Origin of the sequence: Flexivirga oryzae, assembly GCF_014190805.1 — a bacterium.
In the GTDB taxonomy this organism is placed as follows: domain Bacteria; phylum Actinomycetota; class Actinomycetes; order Actinomycetales; family Dermatophilaceae; genus Flexivirga; species Flexivirga oryzae.
The window spans coordinates 562,263-582,675 of record NZ_JACHVQ010000002.1; the positions used below are offsets into that span (position 1 = coordinate 562,263).

At 68.8% G+C, this 20,413-nt stretch carries 19 protein-coding genes; 10 read left to right on the forward strand and 9 right to left on the reverse strand.

Annotated elements, in window-relative coordinates:
* Nucleotides 1-339 precede the first annotated feature (339 nt).
* Nucleotides 340-543 (reverse strand): cold-shock protein, encoded by a 204-nt coding sequence (locus FHU39_RS15720; RefSeq protein WP_123272091.1) that lies wholly within the window; start codon nt 541-543, stop codon nt 340-342.
* 299 nt (nt 544-842) lie between these two features.
* Here FHU39_RS15720 and FHU39_RS15725 point away from each other — a divergent pair, with 299 nt between their 5' ends.
* Entirely contained in the window at nt 843-1,250 is a 408-nt protein-coding gene (locus FHU39_RS15725; protein ID WP_183321519.1) for a cupin domain-containing protein, read from the forward strand.
* A 10-nt stretch (nt 1,251-1,260) separates the two neighbouring features.
* On the opposite strand, the gene FHU39_RS15730 is transcribed toward FHU39_RS15725, so the two are convergent.
* From FHU39_RS15730 to FHU39_RS15755, 6 genes are all read right to left on the reverse strand, one after another.
* Nucleotides 1,261-2,016 (reverse strand): IclR family transcriptional regulator, encoded by a 756-nt coding sequence (locus FHU39_RS15730; RefSeq protein WP_183321520.1) that lies wholly within the window; start codon nt 2,014-2,016, stop codon nt 1,261-1,263.
* Nucleotides 2,013-2,504 carry a nucleoside deaminase gene (locus FHU39_RS15735; protein WP_183321521.1) on the reverse strand — a complete coding sequence of 164 codons (492 nt, stop codon included), beginning with the start codon at nt 2,502-2,504 and terminating at the stop codon, nt 2,013-2,015. Before FHU39_RS15735 ends, FHU39_RS15730 begins: the two co-directional genes overlap by 4 nt.
* A 120-nt stretch (nt 2,505-2,624) precedes the next feature.
* Entirely contained in the window at nt 2,625-3,878 is a 1,254-nt protein-coding gene (locus FHU39_RS15740) for an aminopeptidase P family protein (protein WP_183321522.1), read from the reverse strand.
* Between the two features lie 17 nt (nt 3,879-3,895).
* On the reverse strand, nt 3,896-4,834 hold the full coding sequence (locus FHU39_RS15745; RefSeq protein ID WP_183321523.1) for a polysaccharide deacetylase family protein: 939 nt from the start codon (nt 4,832-4,834) through the stop codon (nt 3,896-3,898).
* Nucleotides 4,831-6,372, reverse strand: coding sequence for a purine-cytosine permease family protein (locus tag FHU39_RS15750; RefSeq protein ID WP_183321524.1), 1,542 nt, complete (start codon nt 6,370-6,372; stop codon nt 4,831-4,833). The genes FHU39_RS15745 and FHU39_RS15750 overlap by 4 nt, the downstream gene beginning before the upstream one ends.
* 204 nt (nt 6,373-6,576) lie before the next feature.
* A complete protein-coding gene (locus FHU39_RS15755; protein ID WP_183321525.1) occupies nt 6,577-7,224 on the reverse strand; it encodes a GntR family transcriptional regulator in 648 nt (215 codons plus the stop codon).
* A gap of 143 nt (nt 7,225-7,367) precedes the next feature.
* Between FHU39_RS15755 and glyA the strand changes: the two genes are divergently transcribed.
* The 7 genes from glyA to purU all read left to right on the forward strand — a co-directional run bounded on the left by glyA (nt 7,368) and on the right by purU (nt 16,064).
* A complete protein-coding gene (glyA, locus tag FHU39_RS15760; RefSeq protein WP_183321784.1) occupies nt 7,368-8,654 on the forward strand; it encodes a serine hydroxymethyltransferase in 1,287 nt (428 codons plus the stop codon).
* Complete coding sequence (locus FHU39_RS15765) at nt 8,651-9,874, forward strand: sarcosine oxidase subunit beta family protein (RefSeq protein ID WP_183321526.1); 1,224 nt, start codon at nt 8,651-8,653, stop codon at nt 9,872-9,874. Before glyA ends, FHU39_RS15765 begins: the two co-directional genes overlap by 4 nt.
* A gap of 79 nt (nt 9,875-9,953) precedes the next feature.
* Complete coding sequence (locus tag FHU39_RS15770) at nt 9,954-10,250, forward strand: sarcosine oxidase subunit delta (RefSeq protein WP_183321527.1); 297 nt, start codon at nt 9,954-9,956, stop codon at nt 10,248-10,250.
* Nucleotides 10,247-13,162 (forward strand): 2Fe-2S iron-sulfur cluster-binding protein, encoded by a 2,916-nt coding sequence (locus tag FHU39_RS15775; RefSeq protein ID WP_183321528.1) that lies wholly within the window; start codon nt 10,247-10,249, stop codon nt 13,160-13,162. The genes FHU39_RS15770 and FHU39_RS15775 overlap by 4 nt, the downstream gene beginning before the upstream one ends.
* Complete coding sequence (locus FHU39_RS15780; RefSeq protein ID WP_183321529.1) at nt 13,155-13,763, forward strand: sarcosine oxidase subunit gamma; 609 nt, start codon at nt 13,155-13,157, stop codon at nt 13,761-13,763. The genes FHU39_RS15775 and FHU39_RS15780 overlap by 8 nt, the downstream gene beginning before the upstream one ends.
* Nucleotides 13,763-15,154, forward strand: a complete 1,392-nt coding sequence (locus FHU39_RS15785; protein ID WP_183321530.1) for an L-serine ammonia-lyase — start codon at nt 13,763-13,765, stop codon at nt 15,152-15,154. The genes FHU39_RS15780 and FHU39_RS15785 overlap by 1 nt, the downstream gene beginning before the upstream one ends.
* Nucleotides 15,155-15,191: 37 nt before the next feature.
* Nucleotides 15,192-16,064 (forward strand): formyltetrahydrofolate deformylase, encoded by an 873-nt coding sequence (gene purU / locus FHU39_RS15790; RefSeq protein WP_183321531.1) that lies wholly within the window; start codon nt 15,192-15,194, stop codon nt 16,062-16,064.
* Nucleotides 16,065-16,067: 3 nt separating this feature from the next.
* On the opposite strand, the gene FHU39_RS15795 is transcribed toward purU, so the two are convergent.
* A complete protein-coding gene (locus FHU39_RS15795; RefSeq protein ID WP_246336588.1) occupies nt 16,068-17,786 on the reverse strand; it encodes an AMP-binding protein in 1,719 nt (572 codons plus the stop codon).
* 50 nt (nt 17,787-17,836) lie between these two features.
* On the opposite strand from FHU39_RS15795, the gene FHU39_RS15800 reads away from it, so the two are divergent.
* Nucleotides 17,837-18,538 carry a helical backbone metal receptor gene (locus FHU39_RS15800; RefSeq protein WP_183321533.1) on the forward strand — a complete coding sequence of 234 codons (702 nt, stop codon included), beginning with the start codon at nt 17,837-17,839 and terminating at the stop codon, nt 18,536-18,538.
* Here FHU39_RS15800 and FHU39_RS15805 read toward each other — a convergent pair.
* The gene (locus tag FHU39_RS15805) at nt 18,520-19,098 is read right to left on the reverse strand and encodes an Lrp/AsnC family transcriptional regulator (protein ID WP_246336589.1); all 579 of its coding nucleotides are present in this window, start codon (nt 19,096-19,098) and stop codon (nt 18,520-18,522) included. The two genes, FHU39_RS15800 and FHU39_RS15805, sit on opposite strands and share 19 nt — an antisense overlap.
* Nucleotides 19,099-19,127: 29 nt before the next feature.
* Between FHU39_RS15805 and FHU39_RS15810 the strand changes: the two genes are divergently transcribed.
* A complete protein-coding gene (locus FHU39_RS15810) occupies nt 19,128-20,303 on the forward strand; it encodes a trans-sulfuration enzyme family protein (protein ID WP_183321534.1) in 1,176 nt (391 codons plus the stop codon).
* The last annotated feature ends 110 nt before the right edge of the window (nt 20,304-20,413 follow it).

The window sequence follows — 20,413 nt, forward strand, 5'->3', positions numbered from 1 at the left end:
ACCCGTACACAGCTCCCCACCGGGGGGACGTATGACCGCGTTCCGGCGTCCCACCCGTACACAGCTCCCCACCGGGGGGACGTATGACCGGGTTCCGGCGTCCCACCCGCGCGTAGCTCCCCACCGGGGGGACGTATGACCGGGTTCCGGCGTGCCACCCGTACACAGCACCCCACCGGGGGGACGTATGACCGGCTCGAGCGCAGGGCGACGCGAAGCCCGACGCGCGCCGCGCCCACCGGAACGACAAAACGCCCCGGCGAGCGCCGAATGCGCTGCCGGGGCTTTCGCTGACCGGGCTACTGCCCGACCATGGGTCCTGCTACATCAAGGGGTCGATCAGACCGGAACGACATTGGCCGCCTGCGGGCCCTTGTCACCCTGGGTGATCTCGAACTCGACGCGCTGTGCCTCGTCGAGGCTGCGGTAACCCTGAGACTGGATCGCAGTGAAGTGGACGAAAACGTCCGGACCGCCGCCATCCTGGGCGATGAAACCAAAGCCCTTTTCAGCGTTGAACCACTTGACGGTTCCCTGTGCCATTGGGGGTAACTCTCAATCTATTGTTCTTCGTTGCGTGTGACCGCGCACCTTACGTGGCCACGACGACCGCCGAGGCATCCCCCCAATGGGTGAACCGTCCGCTCACAAACTCGGCGCCCAACGTTTGGGGTCGGGCGCCGCACCACGAGGAACTGCAACAACAGTCGAGGCTCGACGGTAGCACGGCAAGTGTGGACGCAAGGTGTCCTGGAGATGACCGATCTCACACGGTGAACTGCTGCCCCGCTCCGCCCGAGCTACCCCGTGCCGGGGGCCGTTGCACTGGTTAGGCTGCGGTGATGATCGAGCGGGCCGGCGAGTTCGCCTTCGCGCACAGATTCCACGGCGGGACCGGCGAGACCCGCGTCGAGTGGCACGGATTCGGCCGCCTGCAGCTGCCGGTGGCGGTGCAGACCTGGCACCTGCCGCCCGGCGCCTCCGAGGGTATGCACACGCACGATCCCGCCGCTGATCCGCTCGAGGAGCTCTACGTGGTGATCGCCGGCACCGGGCGGATGCGCGTCGACGACACGGTGTATGACGTCAGCGCCGGCGACAGCGTCGTCGCCGCGTCCGGCAGCGCGCACGATCTCGTCAACACCGGCGACGACGAGTTGCGGGTGCTCGTGGTGTGGGGGCCACCGGGGGACGCCGACTGGTCGGCATACGGCTCCGCACAGAAGGCGCGGCGGGCCCGCGAGCGCTGACGCCGCGAGATCAGGCCGTGCGCTGCTCCGGTGTGCCGCCCAGGGCGCGGGTCAGGTCGTCGGCGGCGGCCCGACACGCGGCGCACAGCTGCGCGAGCCGGTCGTCGTCGACGCGGTAGGCGGGCACCGCGAGCAGGATCGCGGCGATGAGCCGGCCACGGTGGTCACGGACCGCCGCGGCGACGCCGACCTCGTCCGGCGTCGTGTCACCGTTGTTGACCGCGACGCCGTCCCGGTCGTTCGCGGCCAGCCGCCGGTATGCCGCCCGGCTCTGCGGCGCCGCATCGAAGAACTCGTCACGCTCGGTGTCCGACAAGGTCGCGAGCCGCACCCGGACGGAGGCATCCTCGACCCTGCTGTACCGCGAGCCCAGCTCGGTGACGTGCTTGATCGGGTTCGCGGACGGCACCTGCTCGACGATGACCGCCGCGAAGCGGTCCCACAGCACCAGGGAGCTGGTCTCGCCGGTGGCGGCGGTGAGCTCGGTGAGCACCGGCAGCGCGGCGCGCCGTACATCCAGGTTCGCGAGCAACGAGCCGGCCACGCTGAGCAGACCGAGCCCGAGCCGGTACTTCTTCGACAGCGGGTCCTGCTCGACCAGGTCCTCGGCCTCCAGGGTGGTCATCATCCGCGACACCGACGACTTGTGCAGCCCGATCTCCTCGGCGATCTCGACGACGCCGAGCACCGGATGCTCCGGGCTGAAACACCGCAGCACGGCCATCGCGGTGGCGACCGGGGACGTGCCGCGCGGTGCGGTCGTCATCGGTCCGCACCGTCCGGCTCGGCGGGCAGGGCGCCGATGTCCTCGGCCCACACCCGCGGAAAGCGTTGCTGGAACTGCCTCATCAGCTCCGTGCACCGGTCGTCGCCCAGCATCAGCACGGTCACCCCGCGGCTGCGCAGCCAGTCGAGTTCGCCGTCGAAGGTGCGGTTCTCGCCGGCCACCACCGAGGTGATGCCGAACTGCACGATCGCCCCGGCGCACATCGCGCACGGTGCGAGTGTGGTGTGCAGGATCGTGCCGGCGTACGAGCCGATGCGACCCGCCTGGCGCAGACAGTCGATCTCCCCGTGCGCGGTGGGATCACCGTGCTGCACCCGTTGGTTGTGGCCGGTTGCGAGCAGCCGGCCGTCCTTCTCGAGGGCGGCACCGATGGGCACGCCACCGTCCTGCAGCGACGCGGCCGCCGCCGCGACCGCCGCCTCGAACGCCGGCCGCGAGTAGCGAGTGCGCAGTTCGTCCTCGTCCATGGCCTCCCCTTTCCGGTGCTGGTTTCCCTCGCGATTGTGGCGCACCCGTCGTCATACCGCGCGCAGAACGCCGGGCTCGGGGGGCCTGCAGGTCCCCCGAGCCCGGTCGTTCCGCCCTGCTCAGGCGCTGATGATGTTCTGCTCCGGGCCGAACGGGAACTTGGTGATGTTCTCGGCACCGTCCTCGCCGACGACCAGGATGTCGTGCTCGCGGTACCCGCCCGCGCCCGGCTCGCCCTCGGGCACGGTGATCATCGGCTCCATCGACACGACCATGCCCGGCTCCAGGACGGTGTCGATGTCCTCGCGCAACTCCAGCCCGGCCTCGCGTCCGTAGTAGTGCGACAGCACTCCGAAGGAGTGCCCGTAGCCGAAGGTGCGGTTGGGCAGCAGGCCGTAGCCGACGTAGATCTTGTTCAGTTCGGCGGCGATGTCCTTGCAGACCGCGCCGGGCTTGATCAGTTCCAGCCCGGCCCGGTGCACCTCGACGTTGATGTTCCACAGCTCCAGCGACCGCGCGTCCGGCTCGCCGAGGAACAGCGTGCGCTCCAGGGCGGTGTAGTAGCCCGAGGTCATCGGGAAACAGTTGAGCGACAGGATGTCGCCCTCCTCCAGCTTGCGGGTCGTCGACCAGTTGTGTGCACCGTCGGTGTTGATGCCCGACTGGAACCACACCCAGGTGTCGCGGATCTCGCTGTGCGGGAACGCTTTCGCGATCTCGTGGGTCATCGCCTCGGTGCCGGCGAGCGCGACCTCGTACTCGCTGACGCCGACCTTGATGGCGCGGCGGATCGCCTCGCCGCCCAGGTCGCCGATCCGGGTGCCGTGCTTGATGACCTCGATCTCCTCGGGCGACTTGATCATCCGCTGGCGCATGGCGGCCTGCGACACGTCGACCAGTTCCGCGCCGTCCAGGGCGGCGGCCAGCCGTCCGCGCAGGATGAGCGGCAGCTGGTCGTCCTCGACGCCGACCCGCTTGGCGGTGACGCCGCGCTGCTTCAGGGCCTGCTGGATCGCGTAGTAGTAGTTGTCGCGGTTCCAGTCGGTGTAGACGATGTTCTCGCCGTACGACCGGCGCCACGGCATACCGGCGTCGATGTTCGCCGTGATCGTCACCGTGTCGTCCGCCGTGACGACCATCGCGTAGGAGCGGCCGAAGTAGGTGAACAGGAAGTCGCTGTAGTACTTGATCGAGTGGTATGACGTCAGCACGACGGCGTCGAGCTGCAGGTCCGCCATGATCGAACGCAGCCCGTTGATGCGGCGCTCGAGCTCGGAGTCACTGAAGGTCAGCGGCACCTTCGAGCCGTTGTGCAGGACCTTCAGGCGCTCCAGGTCGGCGACGCTGGTGGCGGGGGAAGCGGTGGTGGTCATGGTGTTGCTCCTTCGTTCTAGAGGTTGTCGTGCAGGTGGCCCAGCGGGTGTCCGTCACCGCTCTGGCCGGGTTGTGCACCGGGATCGGGGATCCGGCGGTGGATCTTGATGTCGGACAACGTGTTCGCGCTGTGCTCCGCGATCTGCTGCAGAGTTGCGAACCACACGCCGTCCAGTGATTCGAGATGGTCGACGAGCTGCGACAGGGCGCTCAGCCGGGTCGGGCGCCCGGAGATGAACGGATGGTTGGTCAGGACGAAGCAGTTGCCGGCCGCGGCCGCCACGGACGCCTCGTCGGACCACATCTGCAACGCCTTGCGGGGCGACTCGATGAGTCCGCTGCCGGTCCACTCCGGGTAGAACGCGAACTGCTCCCAGTCGTCCAGTGCCCAGTCGACCGGGATCTCGACGAGATCACGGTCCGCCCCCTCCCCCGAGGTGAAGCGGTAGGGCACGTCGCCGTCCAACAGGCTCGAGTCGTAAGCGAATCCGCGGTCGAGCAGCAGATCGGTCGTGCGGTAGTTGTACTCCCACCACGGTGCCCGGTAGCCGACCGGTCGCACGCCGACGCGGTCCAGGCTCTCCAGTCCGCGGTCGAGCATCTCGGCCTCCTGCTCGTCGGTCAGCGAGGTGGTCTTCTCGTGCATCCAGCCGTGGTGCGCGATCTCGTGGCCGGCGTCGGCGATCTGCTTGACCATGTCCGGGTAGAGGTCGGCGGTGTAACCGGGCACGAAGAACGTCGCCGGTATGCCGTGGTGCTCGAGCATCGCCAGCAGCTTCGGCACCGCCACGGTCGGCCCGTAACTCTGGTGGGTCATCAGCGACATCCGGCGGTGGAACGTCGAGTCGAACGCCAGCGCACCGGACTCCGCGTCCACGTCGAAGGTCAGCGAGGCCGCGAACCTCGTGCCCTCGGGCCAGACGAAACCCGACGGCGGGTGGAAGATCTCGCTCATGCTGAGATCTCCGGGACACGGTCGCGGACGGCGGCGTCCTTCTCGCAGGACTCCAGCTCGGCGACCGCCTGGTGGTCCTCGATGTCGCCACGGATCCCCAGCGGGATGCCGTCGTGGATCCGGCGCTTGAACCGCCGGTAGCCGGTGAGGAAGTAGATCGTGCCGGAGGTCACGGTGCCGGCCAGCCAGGAGAAGTCGGCGCCACCGAGGGCGCGAGCGGCCGGGCCCTGGAGGGCGGGGATGCCGCCATACATGAACGTCCAGGTCATGACCAGGCCACAGAAGAACGCGATGATGGCGTATTTGTTGACGGCCTTGAGATGGGTGTCCTTCGGGTCCCGGAAGAGGTAGTCGAAGTTGCGGTGCCGGCGCTCGAAGATGAAGTAGTGCACCGCCATGATGCCGCCCCAGGTGGCGACCCAGCCGGCGATCGCGACGAGCCAGGTGTCCACGACGGTGGCGAAGTCGCCGGCGAACATGAACCCGATGACCGCGCACATCGACAGCACACCGACCAGCAGCGAGAGCTTGCGGCGGGAGATCCGGATGTCCAGCGCCTGGCTGGCGACGCTGAAGGTGTACATGTTGATGATGTTGGTGGCGATCGGCCCGTGGATCACCAGCAGGATGATCGGGATGGCCATCGTGCCGAAGTTGCCCGCGATCAGTGCCCCGGGGTCGGCCTTGGGGTTGGTCGTGGCGAGCGAGGCACCGAGCGCGCCCAGCCAGACGACGGGGATGAACTGACCCAGCACGCTGGCCAGGTACAGCTTCCGGCGCGGAACGCTGCGGCTGACGAACCGTGAGTAGTCGGGTGCGTAGGTGAACCACCCGATGCCCCACCCGATCCCGATGGCGGTCATGATCGCCGACATCGTCGCCAGGCGCTCCGTACCGTGCAGGCCGGCACCCTGGAAGCTCCAGTTCACGTCGACCTTGGTCCACGCGAGAATGGTCATCACGGTGAGCACGATCATGGTGGGCGGCATCGACCAGCGCTCGAACGCCGCGATCGCCCGGTAACCGAGGAAGCAGATGGTGACCTGGACGAGCATGATGACGGCCGCCACCGCGATGCGCGCGCCGTAGTTGTGCGCGTCCGGGTCGACCCAGCCGAGCAGCCCGAACAGGCTCATCACCAGGTCGAGGATGATCCAGGTGTTCACCGCGGCCCAGCCGATCGCGACGATCGCTTGTATGGCGGCGGGCAGATACGCGCCCTTGCGGCCGAAAGCGCCGCGGGACAGCAGCATTCCGGTGGCGCCGGAGCGCTGGCCGAGCAGCACGAAGAAGCCGAAGCCGAACATGCCGATCAGGTTGCCGACGACCAGCACGATCATCGTGTCGCGCAGGCTCAGGCCGAGCTGCACGCCGAGTGCTCCGAGGATCCAGTTGATCGGCGCGACGTTGGCGCCCAACCAGATCCAGAACTGCCCGGAGACCTTGGTGGTCCGCTTCGATTCGGGGATCGGCTGGAGGACGTCCTCGACGTCGGCCGTGCGGCTCTCGTCGGTTGATGCGTCAATAGGGGTCTGCATTCCGGTTTCTTTCTGAGGGAAGGGATCCGGTGTCCGTGACCGAAGGGTCCGGGGTTGCCGCGAGGGGCGAGCGCAGGTGCCGGACCAAGCCGGTGGTTGCGCTGAATGCAACGTGGTTGCATTGAATGTAGGTGTGCCGCGACGCACCGTCAACCCCTACCGGGGAGTAGTCGGTGCGAAAGGCCGGGAAAGGCCGCCGGTGAGTCAGAGAACGGTGCGGATGCGCGCCTCGAAGGCGTCCATGTGCTCGCGCATCAGGCGCTCCGCGCGCTCGCTGTCGCCCTCGGCGACGGCGTCGAGCAGCTCGACGTGCTCGAGGATGTGCGAACCGACGTCCGCCAGTCGGGGTGCGGCAACCGACCAGATGCGGGTTGCGAGGTTGCCGTAGCGGATCAGGGCGGTCTCCAGGTGCGCATTGTGCGTCGCCTGGTAGATCGACCGGTGCACCTGCAGATCCCACTGCATGTGATCGCGCGCCGACGTGTCGGCCGGCAACGCGACCAGGCCGTCACGCAGCTTCTGCAGGATCCGGCGATCCTCCGCGTCCGCGCGCTGGGCGCCGAGTGCGGCGGCGAGTGGCTCCAGCGCCCGGCGGATCTCGGAGATCTCCGACAGCGCGGTGATGTCCACCGCCGTTGCGAAGGTCCCCCGGCGCGGATAGGTGACCACCAGGTGGTCGGACTCCAGCCGCTTCAGCGCCTCCCGCAGCGGCGTGCGGCCGACCGCGAGTTCCGCGGACAGCGCCTGCTCGCTCAGCGGGTCGCCGGGCGCGATGTCCAGCAGGACCAGCCGTTCCTTGAGCGCCTCGTAGGCGACCTCGGTCAGCGATCCGTTGCTCACGGTTCGAATCATGACATCACCTCGGGGTTGACACGGACGCGATCAGGGGGTCAAGCTTACCCGACAACTGATATATAAGTTGTCGATCTCGTGTAGAAGGAATCGTCGTGACTTCAGCAACCTCCCCTGTGCAAGACACCCCCACCACCGGCAGTGTGCCCAGTGGGTTCAATTCCGCTCTGGCGCAAGCAGATCCGGAGGTCGCCGCCGCGATCGACCAGGAGCTGATCCGCCAGCAGAGCACGCTGGAGATGATCGCGTCGGAGAACTTCGCACCGGTCGCCGCACTGCAGGCCCAGGGCAGCGTGCTCACCAACAAGTACGCCGAGGGCTACCCGGGACGGCGCTACTACGGCGGTTGCGAGCACGTCGACGTGATCGAGAGCCTGGCGATCGAGCGGGTGAAGGGGCTCTTCGGGGCCGCCTACGCCAACGTCCAACCGCACTCCGGCGCCCAGGCGAACACCGCCGTCTATTTCGCGCTGCTCCAGCCGGGTGACACCATCCTCGGCCTCGACCTGGCACACGGCGGCCACCTCACGCACGGCATGCGGATCAACTACAGCGGCAAGATGTTCGACGTCGCCGCCTACCACGTCGACGACAACGGACTGGTCGACATGGACGAGGTCGCCCACCTCGCCCGCGAGCACCGGCCGAAGCTGATCGTCGCAGGCTGGTCGGCATACCCGCGCACGCTCGACTTCGCCGCCTTCCGCGCGATCGCCGACGAGGTCGGCGCGCTGCTGATGGTCGACATGGCGCACTTCGCCGGGCTGGTCGCGGCCGGCCTGCACCCCAACCCGGTCCCGTATGCCGACGTCACCACCAGCACAACCCACAAGACGCTGGGCGGCCCCCGTGGCGGCATCATCCTGACCAATGACGCCGCGATCGCCAAGAAGATCAACTCCGCGGTCTTCCCCGGCATGCAGGGCGGCCCGCTGGAGCACGTGATCGCCGCCAAGGCCGTCGCGTTCCGTGCCGCCGCATCGGACGACTTCGCCGACCGGCAGCGCCGGACCCTTTCCGGCGCCCGCATCCTCGCCGAACGACTGCTGCAGGACGACGCCGCGCAGCACGGCGTGCGGGTGCTGTCCGGCGGCACCGACGTCCACCTGATCCTGGTCGACCTGCGCGATGCCGAGCTCGACGGCAAACAGGCCGAGGACCGGCTGCACAGCATCGGAATCACGGTGAACCGCAACGCCGTTCCCAACGATCCGCGCCCGCCGATGGTGACCTCCGGGCTACGGATCGGCACCCCCGCGCTGGCCACCCGCGGCTTCGGCGACGCGGAGTTCACCGAGGTCGCCGACATCATCGCCGCGACCCTCGTCGCCGATGACATCGATGCGGTCGCGGACGAGCTGCGCTCCCGCGTCGCCGCGCTCACCACCCGTTTCCCCCTCTACCCCGACCTCGGCCAGGAGAACTCATGAGCAACCAGCGAGCACTGCCACCACACCCGTCGTTCCTGTGGCGCAACCCGGACCCGCGCGACTCCTACGACGTCGTGATCGTCGGAGGCGGCGGGCACGGCCTGGCGACCGCCTACTACCTCGCCAAGGTGCACGGCATCACCAATGTCGCGGTCCTGGAGCGCGGTTGGCTGGCCGGCGGCAACATGGCCCGCAACACCACGATCATCCGCAGCAACTATCTGTGGGACGAGTCGGCCGCGATCTACGAGCAGTCGCTCAAGCTCTGGGAGGGCCTTGAGGAGGAGCTCGGCTACGACATCTTCTTCTCGCAGCGCGGCGTGCTGAACCTCGCGCACACCCTGCAGGACGTCCGTGACTCGGTGCGCCGGGTCGAGGCGAACCGGCTCAACGGGGTCGACGCGGAGTTCGTGACGCCCGAGCAGGTCAAGGAGCTCTGCCCGATCATCAACATCGGTCAGGACATCCGCTATCCGGTGATGGGTGCGACCTACCAACCCCGCGCGGGCATCGCCAAGCACGACTGGGTCGCCTGGGGTTACGCCCGCCGCGCCAGCGAGCTCGGCGTCGACCTGATCCAGAACTGCGAGGTGACCGGTTTCGACCTGGACGGCGACCGGGTGGTCGGCGTCCGCACCAACCGCGGCAACATCAAGGCCGGCCGGGTCGCACTGGCCGCCGCCGGGCACACCTCCACGCTCACCGAGCTGGCCGGTTTCCGGGTGCCGATCCAGTCGCACCCGCTGCAGGCACTCGTGTCCGAGCTGCACGAGATCATCCACCCGACCGTCGTCATGTCCAACCACGTGCACGTCTACGTCTCGCAGGCGCACAAGGGCGAGCTGGTCATGGGTGCCGGAGTCGACTCCTACAACGGCTACGGGCAACGCGGTTCGTTCCATGTCATCGAGCACCAGATGTCCGCCGCCGTCGAGCTCTTCCCTGCCTTCGCGCGAGCGCACCTGCTGCGCACCTGGGGTGGCATCGTCGACGTCACCCTCGATGCGTCGCCGATCATGGGACTCACCCCCGTCGAGGGGATGTATGTCGACTGCGGCTGGGGCACCGGCGGATTCAAGGCCGTGCCCGGCGCGGGTTACGCGTTCGCACACACCATCGCCCACAACGAGCCACACGAGCTCAACCGCCCCTACTCCCTGGAGCGCTTCGTCACCGGAGAGCTCATCGACGAGCACGGCGCCGCGGCCGTCGCCCACTGACAGCCCGGTTCGTACCTCACCGCGCTGTCGCGTAACCAACACTTTGTGCGTCCTTCGGCCGCACTGAGAGGACCCAGACATGTTGATGATCGAATGCCCGCACTGCGGCGTGCGCCCCGAGGGCGAGTTCACCTACGGCGGACAGGCCCATGTGCCCTACCCGGAGGACCCGCACACCCTCAGCGACGAGGAGTGGGCCCAGTACCTCTTCTACCGGGACAACCCGAAGGGCGCGTTCCGTGAACGCTGGGTGCACAGCGCCGGTTGCCGCAAGTGGTTCAACGCGGTGCGCGACACCCGCACCTACGACATCACCTCCACCTACGTCGGCGCCGCACCGTCCGACACCAACACCACGCAAGGAGCGCAGTCATGACCGCACACCGTCTCGATTCCGGCGGCGTCGTCGACCGCGCTGCCGGCCGTCGCTTCACGATCGACGGCCAGTCACTCGAAGGCTTCGCAGGTGACACGGTTGCCTCCGCCGCACTGGCGAACGGCGTTGTCCGCGTGGGCAACTCGATCTACCGGGGCCGGTCGCGCGGCGTGCTGACCAGCGGTGTGGAGGAGCCCAACGCGTTCGTCCGCAGCGAGGGCGGGTACGGCGAGTCGATGCTCCCGGCCACCACCGCGGAGCTGCTCGACGGACTGCAGCTGACCTGGGAGGACGGCATCGGCACGCTCGACCAGTCGGTCGACCCCGCCGAGTACGACCACATGCACGTCCACACGGACGTCGCCGTCATCGGCGCCGGACCGGCCGGTCTCGCCGCGGCCCGTGCGGCCGTCGCGACCGGGGTCCGGGTGACGCTCTTCGAGAGCGACTTCGCACTCGGTGGCAGCCTGCTCGGCCGGCCGGGCGAAGTCGTCGAGGGGATCCCCGCAGCCGCCTGGATCGATGATGTCCGTGAGCAACTGGAGGCGGCGTCGAACTGCCGGATCCTCACCCGCACCAGCGTGTTCGGCAGTTACGACAGCAACTACCTGATCGCCCTGGAGAAGCGCGTCGGCGCGCCCGCCACGGACGGCGTCTCCCGGCAGCGGGTCTGGCACGTCAACGCGGGTCGCGTCGTGCTGGCTACCGGCGCGTTCGAGCGCGCGCTGGTCTTCGCGAACAACGACCTGCCCGGCGTGATGCTGGCGTCGGCCGCGCAGAACTTCCTCGGCCGCTACGGCGTCCTCGCCGGGGACCGGGTCGTCGTCTTCACGACCAACGACTCGGCATACCCCGTCGCTGCGGATCTCGCCGCCGCGGGCGCAACGGTGACCCTGGTCGACAGCCGCGCCGAGGCGGGTGTCGAGGACCCCACCGAGGTCGACGTGCGCCACGGCAGTGTGGTCGTCGAGGCGGTCGGGACCGACCAGCTCGACGGCGTCCGGATCGCGGCCGCAGGAGACCTCGACAAGCTCGGCCACCTCGACAAGCTCGGGGAGGCGCAACAGCTTCCGTGCGACCTGCTGGCGGTCTCCGGCGGTTGGTCGGCCAACGTCAACCTGCACTCGCAGCGCCAGGGTGCGCTGCACTGGGACGACGCCCTGGTCGGCTTCGTGCCCTCCGGCGGCGTCCGTGACCAGGCGCTCGCCGGCTCGGTGACGGGCACCTACTGGACGGACGGCGTCGTCGCCGAGGGTCGCGCTGCGGGCGCGGGCGAGCCGGCGCCGCTCACCGCCGTCGAACGCGCCGTCGGCTCGGGCCACACCGATGCCCTCTGGCTGATCCCCTCCCCCGACGGGGAATTCGACACGCACTTCGTCGACCTGCAGCGCGATGAGACCGCGGCGGGTGTCGTGCGGGCGGTGCGGGCCGGGATGCGCTCGGTCGAGCACGTCAAGCGCTACACCTCCATCAGCACCGGCCTGGACCAGGGCAAGATCGGCGGTGTCCTGACCATCGGCGTGCTCAGCCAACTGCTCGGCGAACACGATATGGCAGCGATGCCGGCCGGCCAGCCCGGCCAGGACGAGAGCACCGGTGCGCCGAAGCCGTCGCCCGGCACCATCGGCACCACCACGTTCCGTGCACCGTTCACTCCGGTCGCGTTCGCGGCACTCGCCGGGCGCCACCGCGGCGAGCTCTACGACCCCGCCCGCCTGACGCCCGCTCAGGCCCGGCACGTCGAGCGCGGAGCGGAGTTCGAGGACGTCGGTCAGTGGAAACGGCCCTGGTTCTACCCGCAGGACGGGGAGGACCTGGATGCCGCGGTCGCCCGCGAATGCCGTGCCGCACGAACGAATGTCGCCTACATGGACGGCTCGACGCTGGGCAAGATCGAGGTCCGCGGCAAGGACGCACCGACCTTCCTCAACCGGATCTACACCAACGCCTTCGCCAAGCTGCCGGTCGGCAAGCAGCGGTACGGCGTCATGTGCCGGCCTGACGGGATGGTCTTCGACGACGGCGTCTCCTTCCGGCTCGCAGACGACCGCTTCCTGATGACGACCACCACCGGCGGCGCCGCCGGCGTCCTCGAATGGCTCGAGGAGTGGCACCAGACCGAGTGGCCGGAGCTGGACGTCTTCTTCACCTCGGTCACCGAACAGTGGTCCACGACCGTCGTCGCCGGGCCGCGATCGCGGGACGTCATACACAAGATCGCGCCGGACCTGGACGTGTCGAAGGAAGGCTTCGAGTTCATGGCCTTCCGCGACACGGTCCTGGCGAGCGGCATACCGGCTCGCATCGCCCGGGTCACCTTCTCCGGCGAGTTGGCCTTCGAGGTCAACGTCAGCGGCTGGTACGGCGAGGCCGTCTGGGACGACATCACCGAGGCCGGTGCGGAGTTCGGCATCACGCCCTACGGCACCGAGACGATGCACGTGCTGCGCGCCGAGAAGGCCTACCCGATCGTCGGGCAGGACACCGACGGCACGGTCACGCCGCAGGACCTCGGGATGGACTGGGTGGTGGCCAAGAAGAAGAAGGACTTCATCGGCATGCGTTCCTACGCGCGGGCCGGTCACGTCGAGGAGGGCCGCAAGCAGCTTGTCAGCCTCTTCCCGACCGACCGCGAGCTGCGACTGCCCGAGGGCAGCCAGATCGTCGCGCCCGCCGACGCACCGGCAGCACCGATCAACGGCTTTGCCGCAGAACCCATTCCGATGCTCGGGCACGTCACGTCCAGTTACCGGAGCGAGGCGCTGGACCGCACGTTCGCGCTCGCGCTGGTCCGTGACGGCCGGTCGCGGATCGGCGAGCAGGTGATGGCCTCGTTCGAGGGCAAGTTCTTCCCGGTGGAGATCGCCGAGGCAGTCGTCTATGACAAGGAAGGAGCACGTCGCGATGGTTGAGCGTAATGCGGTGCTGGAGCGCCGACGGAGCCCACTGCAGCGGCTGTCGGCCGAGCTGGTGGCCGGCAGCGGCACGCAGGTTTCCCTGCGGGAGATCCCGTTCCTCGCCCAGATCGGGCTGCGGGCCGAGCCGGGCAGCCCGTCGGCGGTCGCCCTCGAATGGGCTTTGACGGGAGCGCTTCCCGGCGGCGTCGGTGACGTCACGGAGCTGTCCGAAGACCGCCACGTCCTCTGGCTGGGCCCGGACGAGTTCCTGCTCATCGCCCCCGACGAGGCCGCGGGTGGCCCGGACCCGGCGCGGCTCACGGCCGAACTGAGCACCGCGCTGGGCGGATTGCCGGGTCAGGTCGTCGAGCTGTCGGCCAACCGGACCACGCTGGAGCTGCGCGGGCCACGCGCCCAGGAGGTGCTGGACAAGTCCTGCCGCCTCGACCTCGACCTCGTGTCCTTCCCGGCCGGGTCGGCACTGGTCACGGTGCTCGGCACGGTGAACGTCATCCTGTGGCGCGTCGAGCCGGACAACTGGCGGATCCTGCCGCGGGCATCCTTCGCGGTGCACACCGCACGCTGGCTGCTGGACGGCATGCGCGAGTTCGTCTGATGGCACTGTCCGTTCTCGATCTCTTCTCGATCGGCATCGGGCCCTCGTCCTCGCACACGGTGGGTCCGATGCGGGCGGCCGCCGCCTTCGTCGGACGACTCCGTGCCGGGTCGTCGTTGCCGCGGGTGCACCGGGTGTCGGTGCAGCTGTTCGGCTCGCTGGCGGCCACCGGAGTCGGACACGGGACCGACCGTGCGGTCGTGCTCGGCCTGACCGGGGCCGACCCGGAGACGATCGACGTGGCGGCGGCGTTCGCGCAGTACGACGACATCTGCGACACCCGGCGGCTGCGGCTGGGCGGAGACCACGTCATCGGATTCGACCCGGACGTCGACGTGGAGTTCCACCGCAAGCCGCTCCCCCGGCACCCCAACGGGATGCGTTTCGCTGCGTATGACGCCGCCGGCGTCATACTCTCCGAGGCCGAATCATATTCGGTGGGAGGGGGTTTCGTCGTCGGCAAGGACGACGACGACCGGCTCGGCACCAACGAGGTGACGGTCCCCCACCCGTTCGCCACGGCGCAGGAGCTGCTCGCGCAGTGCGCCCGCACCGGCGGCTCCATCGCGGAGGTGATGCTCGCCAACGAGGCCGCGTTCCGGCCCGAGCCGGAGACGCGGGCGCAGCTGCTGCGGATCTGGGACGTCATGCAGGAATGCGTCGAGAACGGCTGCACCCGTGAGGAGAAGTTCCTGCCCGGGCGACTGCAGGTGCGGCGGCGTGCCCCTGACCTGCGGCGGAAGCTGCGTGAGCACGAGGCCGCCGAACGCGCGCGCACCGGCACGATGAGCGATCCGTTGTGGGCGATGGAGTGGGTGAACCTGTACGCACTCGCCGTCAACGAGGAGAACGCCTCGGGAGGGCGGGTCGTGACCGCGCCGACGAACGGGGCAGCGGGCATCGTGCCCGCCGTGCTGCACTACCTCACCCGGTTCGTCGACGGTGCCGATGACGACGCGGTCGTGACCTTCCTGCTGACGGCGGCTGCGATCGGCATCCTCTTCAAGGAGGGAGCCTCGATCTCCGGTGCCGAGGTGGGCTGCCAGGGCGAGGTGGGCTCCGCGTGCTCGATGGCGGCGGGTGGGTTGTGTGCGGCGCTCGGCGGGACACCGGTCCAGGTGGAGAACGCCGCCGAGATCGGCATCGAGCACAACCTCGGACTGACCTGCGACCCGGTCGGCGGCCTCGTGCAGGTGCCGTGCATCGAGCGCAACGCGATCGCGTCGGTCAAGGCGATCAACGCCGCCCGGCTCGCCCTGCAGGGCGACGGCGACCATCGCGTCGGGCTGGATGCGGCCATTCGCACGATGCGGCAGACCGGCCGGGACATGAAGAGCAAATACAAGGAGACCAGCCGCGGCGGGCTCGCGGTAAACGTGGTCGAGTGCTGAGTGCGCTCGATCTGCTGACAGGACAAGGAGGTTCGCCGTGAGCGAACGCAACGGTGCCCACCGCTACGTGTTGACCGTCGATGGTGCCGAACGCCCGGGACTGCTGCACGCGGTGACCGGGTTCCTGGTCGACCACCGGGCCAACATCCGCGAGATCAAGCAGTTCGACGACGAGCTGGCCGGCCGCTACGTCTGCCGGGTGGATTTCGTGGTGCCGGATGACGACGATCCGGGGCTCGAGGAGCTGGAGGCCTCGCTCGACGGGTTACGCGTCGACTGGGAACTGACCGCACGGTTGCGCCGGGCGGCGGACCGGCAGCGGGTGCTGATCATGGTCTCGAAGTTCGCACACTGCCTGAACGACCTGCTCTTCCGGGCACACGTGGACGAGCTGCCGATCGACATCGTCGCCGTGGTCTCCAACCACCCGGACCACGAGGATCTGGCGCGCTGGCACCAGGTGCCCTTCCACCACATCCCGGTCACCCGCGACACCAAACCGGACGCCGAGGGCCGGCTGCTGGAACTGGTGGACGAGCTCGACGTCGACCTGGTGGTGCTGGCCCGGTACATGCAGATCCTGTCGGACGACCTGGCCAAGACACTCAGCGGCCGCGCGATCAACATCCACCACTCGTTCCTGCCCAGCTTCAAGGGCGCGAAGCCCTACCACCAGGCGTACGAGCGTGGAGTGAAAACCGTTGGAGCCACGGCGCATTACGTCACCGGAGACCTCGACGAGGGGCCGATCATCTCCCAGCAGGTGCAGGAGGTGGACCACTCCTACACGCCGGCCGACCTGGTGGCTGCCGGGCGCGACACCGAGTGCAAGGCGCTGTCCAACGCCGTCCGTTGGCATTGCGAGGGAAGGGTTTTCATCCAGGGTCGGCGGACCGTGGTGCTGCGCTGACGCTCAGCCCTTCAGCTCCGGGAAGTCGTCGTCGCGCCACTCCGGCACCGAGCGCTCGTCACCGGACACCTCCTCCTCCCTGCCGCGCAGCTCGACCCGGCGGATCTTGCCCGAGATCGTCTTGGGCAACTCGTAGAACTCCACCCGCCGCACGCGTTGGTAGGGCGCGAGGTGCTCGCGCGCGTACTTGAGGATCTCGAACGCCGTCTGCTTCGTCGGTTCGTGACCGGGCGCGAGGGCGATGTAGGCCTTGGGCACCGCCAGGCGCACCGGGTCGGGCGCCGGCACGATCGCCGCCTCCGCGACCGCAGGGTGCTCGATCAGCACCGATTCCAGCTCGAACGGGCTGATCTTGTAGTCGGATGCCTTGAAGACGTCGTCGGTCCGGCCGATGTAGGTGTAGTAGCCGTCGCCGTCCCGGGACGCGACGTCACCGGTGTGGTAGACACCGTGCGCCATCACCGCGGCGTTGCGCTCGGGATCGGCCTGGTACCCGGTCATCAGCCCCACCGGGTGCCGGCTCAGGTCGAGGCAGAGCTCGCCCTCGTCCGCGTCGGGCGGCAACAGCTCACCGGTCACCGGGTCGGCCAGCCCGGAGGGGACCCCGGGGAGCGGGCGACCCATCGAGCCCGGCTTCACCTGCGATCCAGGAGTGTTCGCGATCTGCACACTGGTCTCGGTCTGGCCGTAGCCGTCCCGGATGGTCAGCCCCCAGGACCTCTCGATCTGCCGGATCACCTCTGGATTCAGCGGTTCCCCGGCGCCGACTACTTCGCGCAGCGCCTCCGGTTTCGTTCCGAGGTCGGCGTTGATGAGCATGCGCCATACGGTCGGTGGGGCGCAGAAGCTGGTGACACCTTCGGTGCGCAGCTGCTCCAGCATCGCGGCGGCGTCGAATCGCGTGTAGTTGTAGAGGAAGATCGTCGCCTCACCGATCCACGGTGCGAAGAAGTTGGACCAGGCGTGCTTCGCCCAGCCCGGGGACGACACGTTGAGGTGGACGTCGCCGGGTTTGAGGCCGATCCAGTACATCGTCGACAGGTGCCCGACCGGGTAGGACACCTGGGTGTGCTCCACCAGTTTCGGCTTCGAGGTGGTGCCGGAGGTGAAGTAGAGCAGCAACCGGTCCTGCGGCGTGGTGCCCGGGTGCGCGATCGCCTGCCAGTCGGTGTCGAAGGCGCCGGTGAGATCCCGCCAGCCGTCGGCGGTCCCGACGCTGAGACGCAGGTAGTCGCCCGGGACCCCGTCGAGCTTGTCGACGTCAACGGCGTTGCAGACGACCGCCCTGGCGGACGTGCGCCCGATGCGGTCGGTCAGCTCCTTGGGCCCGGCGGCTGTGGTGGTCGGCACGATCACGGCGCCGAGCTTCATGACCCCGAGCATGAGCTCCCAGAGCTCGACCTGGTTGTTCAGCATGATGATCACCGCATCGCCCTTGCCGACACCGAGGCCGGCGAGCCAGGTCGCCACCTGGTCCGAGTGGCGCGACATCTCCTGGAAACTGCGGCTGGTCCGGGACCCGTCCTGCTCCACGATGACCAGCGCCTCGCGGTCGTTGCCGGCGGCGACCGCGTCGAACCAGTCGACGGCCCAGCAGAACTGGTCGCCCAGGTCGGGCCAGCGGAAACCTTCGACCGCCGCGTCGTAGTCGTCGTGGTGCTGCAGCAGGAAGTCCCGTGCCGCCCGGTATGCCGTGGTTGCCGTCGAGTCCATGTTCGTCATCATGGCACCGGGAGCCCGGACGCGCGGGTCGTCGTGGAATCATCGTGCCGATGGCTGCTCGACGCGTCGTGTCACTGGTGCCCTCGATCACCGAGGCCCTGGCCGCCACCCGCCCTGAGGCGCTGGTCGGTGCGACCGACTGGTGCACGCATCCGGCCGGCCTGGCCGTCACGCGTGTCCGCGGGACCAAGAACCCGAACCTCGACGTCATCCGCGCGCTCGAACCCGATGTGGTCGTCGCCAACAAGGAGGAGAACCGCGAGCTCGACGTCCGGCGGCTACGTGAGTCCGGGGTGACCGTGTGGGTCAGCGACATCGAAACGGTGCCTGCGGCGTTCGAGGCGTATGACGAACTGTTCGACCAGGTCCTGCGCTGGCCGCGGCCGGACTGGCTGGACGTGGCGCGGGCGCTGTGGTCCGGCGCTCTGCCGCCGATACGCGCTCGCGTCGCCGTGCCGATCTGGCGCGACCCGTGGATGGTGGTCGGGGCGCGCACGTTCACCGGGGATCTGTTGCGCCGCCTGGGTTTCGAGAATGTGTATGGCGATGCCGACGGGCGTTATCCGAAGGCAGAAGCGGGCGAGATCGACCGCAGCGGCGCGGACGTCATACTCCTGCCGGACGAGCCGTACGTGTTCACCGCCGACGACGGGCCCGAGGCGTTCACCACTCCGACCCGGCTGGTCAGCGGCCGGCTGATCACGTGGTACGGCCCGTCGATGATCGAGGCGCATCACCGCCTCTCGGGGTGACCGGGGAAGATGCCGGCGCCGGACATGACGCTGAAGACGAGTTGCGTCTCGGTGTGCTGCACACCCGAGTGCACGTTGATGTGGTCGAGCACGATGTCGCGCAGCTGCTCCGGGCTGGTGACGGCAACGTGCAGCAGATAGTCGTTCTCGCCGGCGACGTGGAACACCGTGAGCACGCCCGGTATGGCGGTGAGCGTGTCGTGGAAGCGCAGCACGTGATCCCGGTTGTGGCTGGCCAGGCGCACCGCGATCACCGCCTGGATCGGGTGTCCCAGCGCGGCCAGGTCCATCTGGGTGGTGAATCCGGTGATGATCCGCCGCTCCCGCAGCAGCTGCATCCGTTTCGCGCAGGTCGACTCGGCGACACCGACGCGCTTGGCCAGTGCCGCGCCGGTGATGCGTGCGTTGCCGGACAGCTCGGCGAGGATCGCCAGGTCGACGCCGTCGAGTCCTGCGCCGGGTTGCGGATTCTGCGTCGCCGCCGCCATCGTGCCGCTCCGATCATCGGAATCTGCTGAGTATTGCTCATTGTGCTGCAGGATCTGCGCCGTGTGCGCCATACAAGATGGGTTTCTTCTAACTTCCTGGTATGACGACAGCGCTGCACTTCGACTCGATCGCCACCCATGCCGGCCGGGACGGCCTCGCCGAGCAGGGGGTGCACGTCCCGCCGATCGACCTGTCGACCACCAACCCGGTTCCTGATCTGGACGCGAGCGGGCTGTCCTACGAGACGATGGCGGGCGGCGGGAGGCCCGTGACCGGCGGCGGCAATGTCTATGCGCGACTGTGGAATCCGACGGTCGCGCGCTTCGAGGAGGGACTTGCGGCACTGGAGGGCACCGACGAGGCGGTGGCGTTCTCCTCCGGGATGGCGGCGATGACAGCGGTCGTCCTGGCGGCCAAGGGCGAGCGCGGTGGGCGACACGTCGTCGCCGTCCGCCCGCTGTACGGCGGCACCGACCACCTGCTCGGCTCCCCGCTGCTGGATGTCGAGACGACCTATTGCACCCCGGACCAGGTGGCGACAGCGGTTCGGCCCGACACCTGCCTGGTCGTTGTGGAAACGCCCGCCAACCCGACACTGCAACTGGTCGACATCGCGGCGATCACCGCGGCGGCGGGCACGGCACCGGTCGTGGTCGACAACACCTTCGCGACGCCGGTGCTGCAGACCCCTGCGCAACTGGGAGCCTCGCTGGTGTTGCACAGCGCGACGAAATTCATTGGCGGACATGGGGATGCGATCGCCGGCGTGGTCGCGACGAGCACCCCGTGGGCGGAGGCACTGCGGCGAGTCCGGGCGATCACCGGCGGCCTGCTGCACCCGTTCGCCGGCTACCTGCTGCACCGCGGCCTCGCCACACTGCCGCTGCGAGTACGCGCCGGCCAGGACTCCGCGGACAAGCTGGTCAGCTGGGCGACCGACCACCCCGCGATCGCGGAGGTCTTCTACCCGGGGCTGCCCGAGTGCGACCCAGTTGGCCTCATCGGCCGCCAGATGCGTGGTCCGGGAGCGATGTTCGCACTCCGCCTCGCCGGTGGGTATGACGCGGCAGCGCGTCTCGTGAGCAACGTCCGCCTCTTCGAGCACGCCGTCTCGCTCGGCGGTGTCACGTCGCTGATCTCCCACCCCGCGTCGCTGACCCACCGCCCCGTCCCCGCCGACGCACGACCGGGCGCCGACGTGGTCCGGGTGTCGATCGGCCTGGAGGACGTCGAGGACCTGCGCGCCGACCTGGACCAAGCCCTCCCTGCCCACTGACCGAAAGGCTCACCTACGACCGACAGGCCCACTTGTATCGCGCGTTTTCGGGCGTTTCGGGCCTGTCCGACTGAGCCTCTCGATCGTTTGTGGGCCTCTCGGCATGAGGC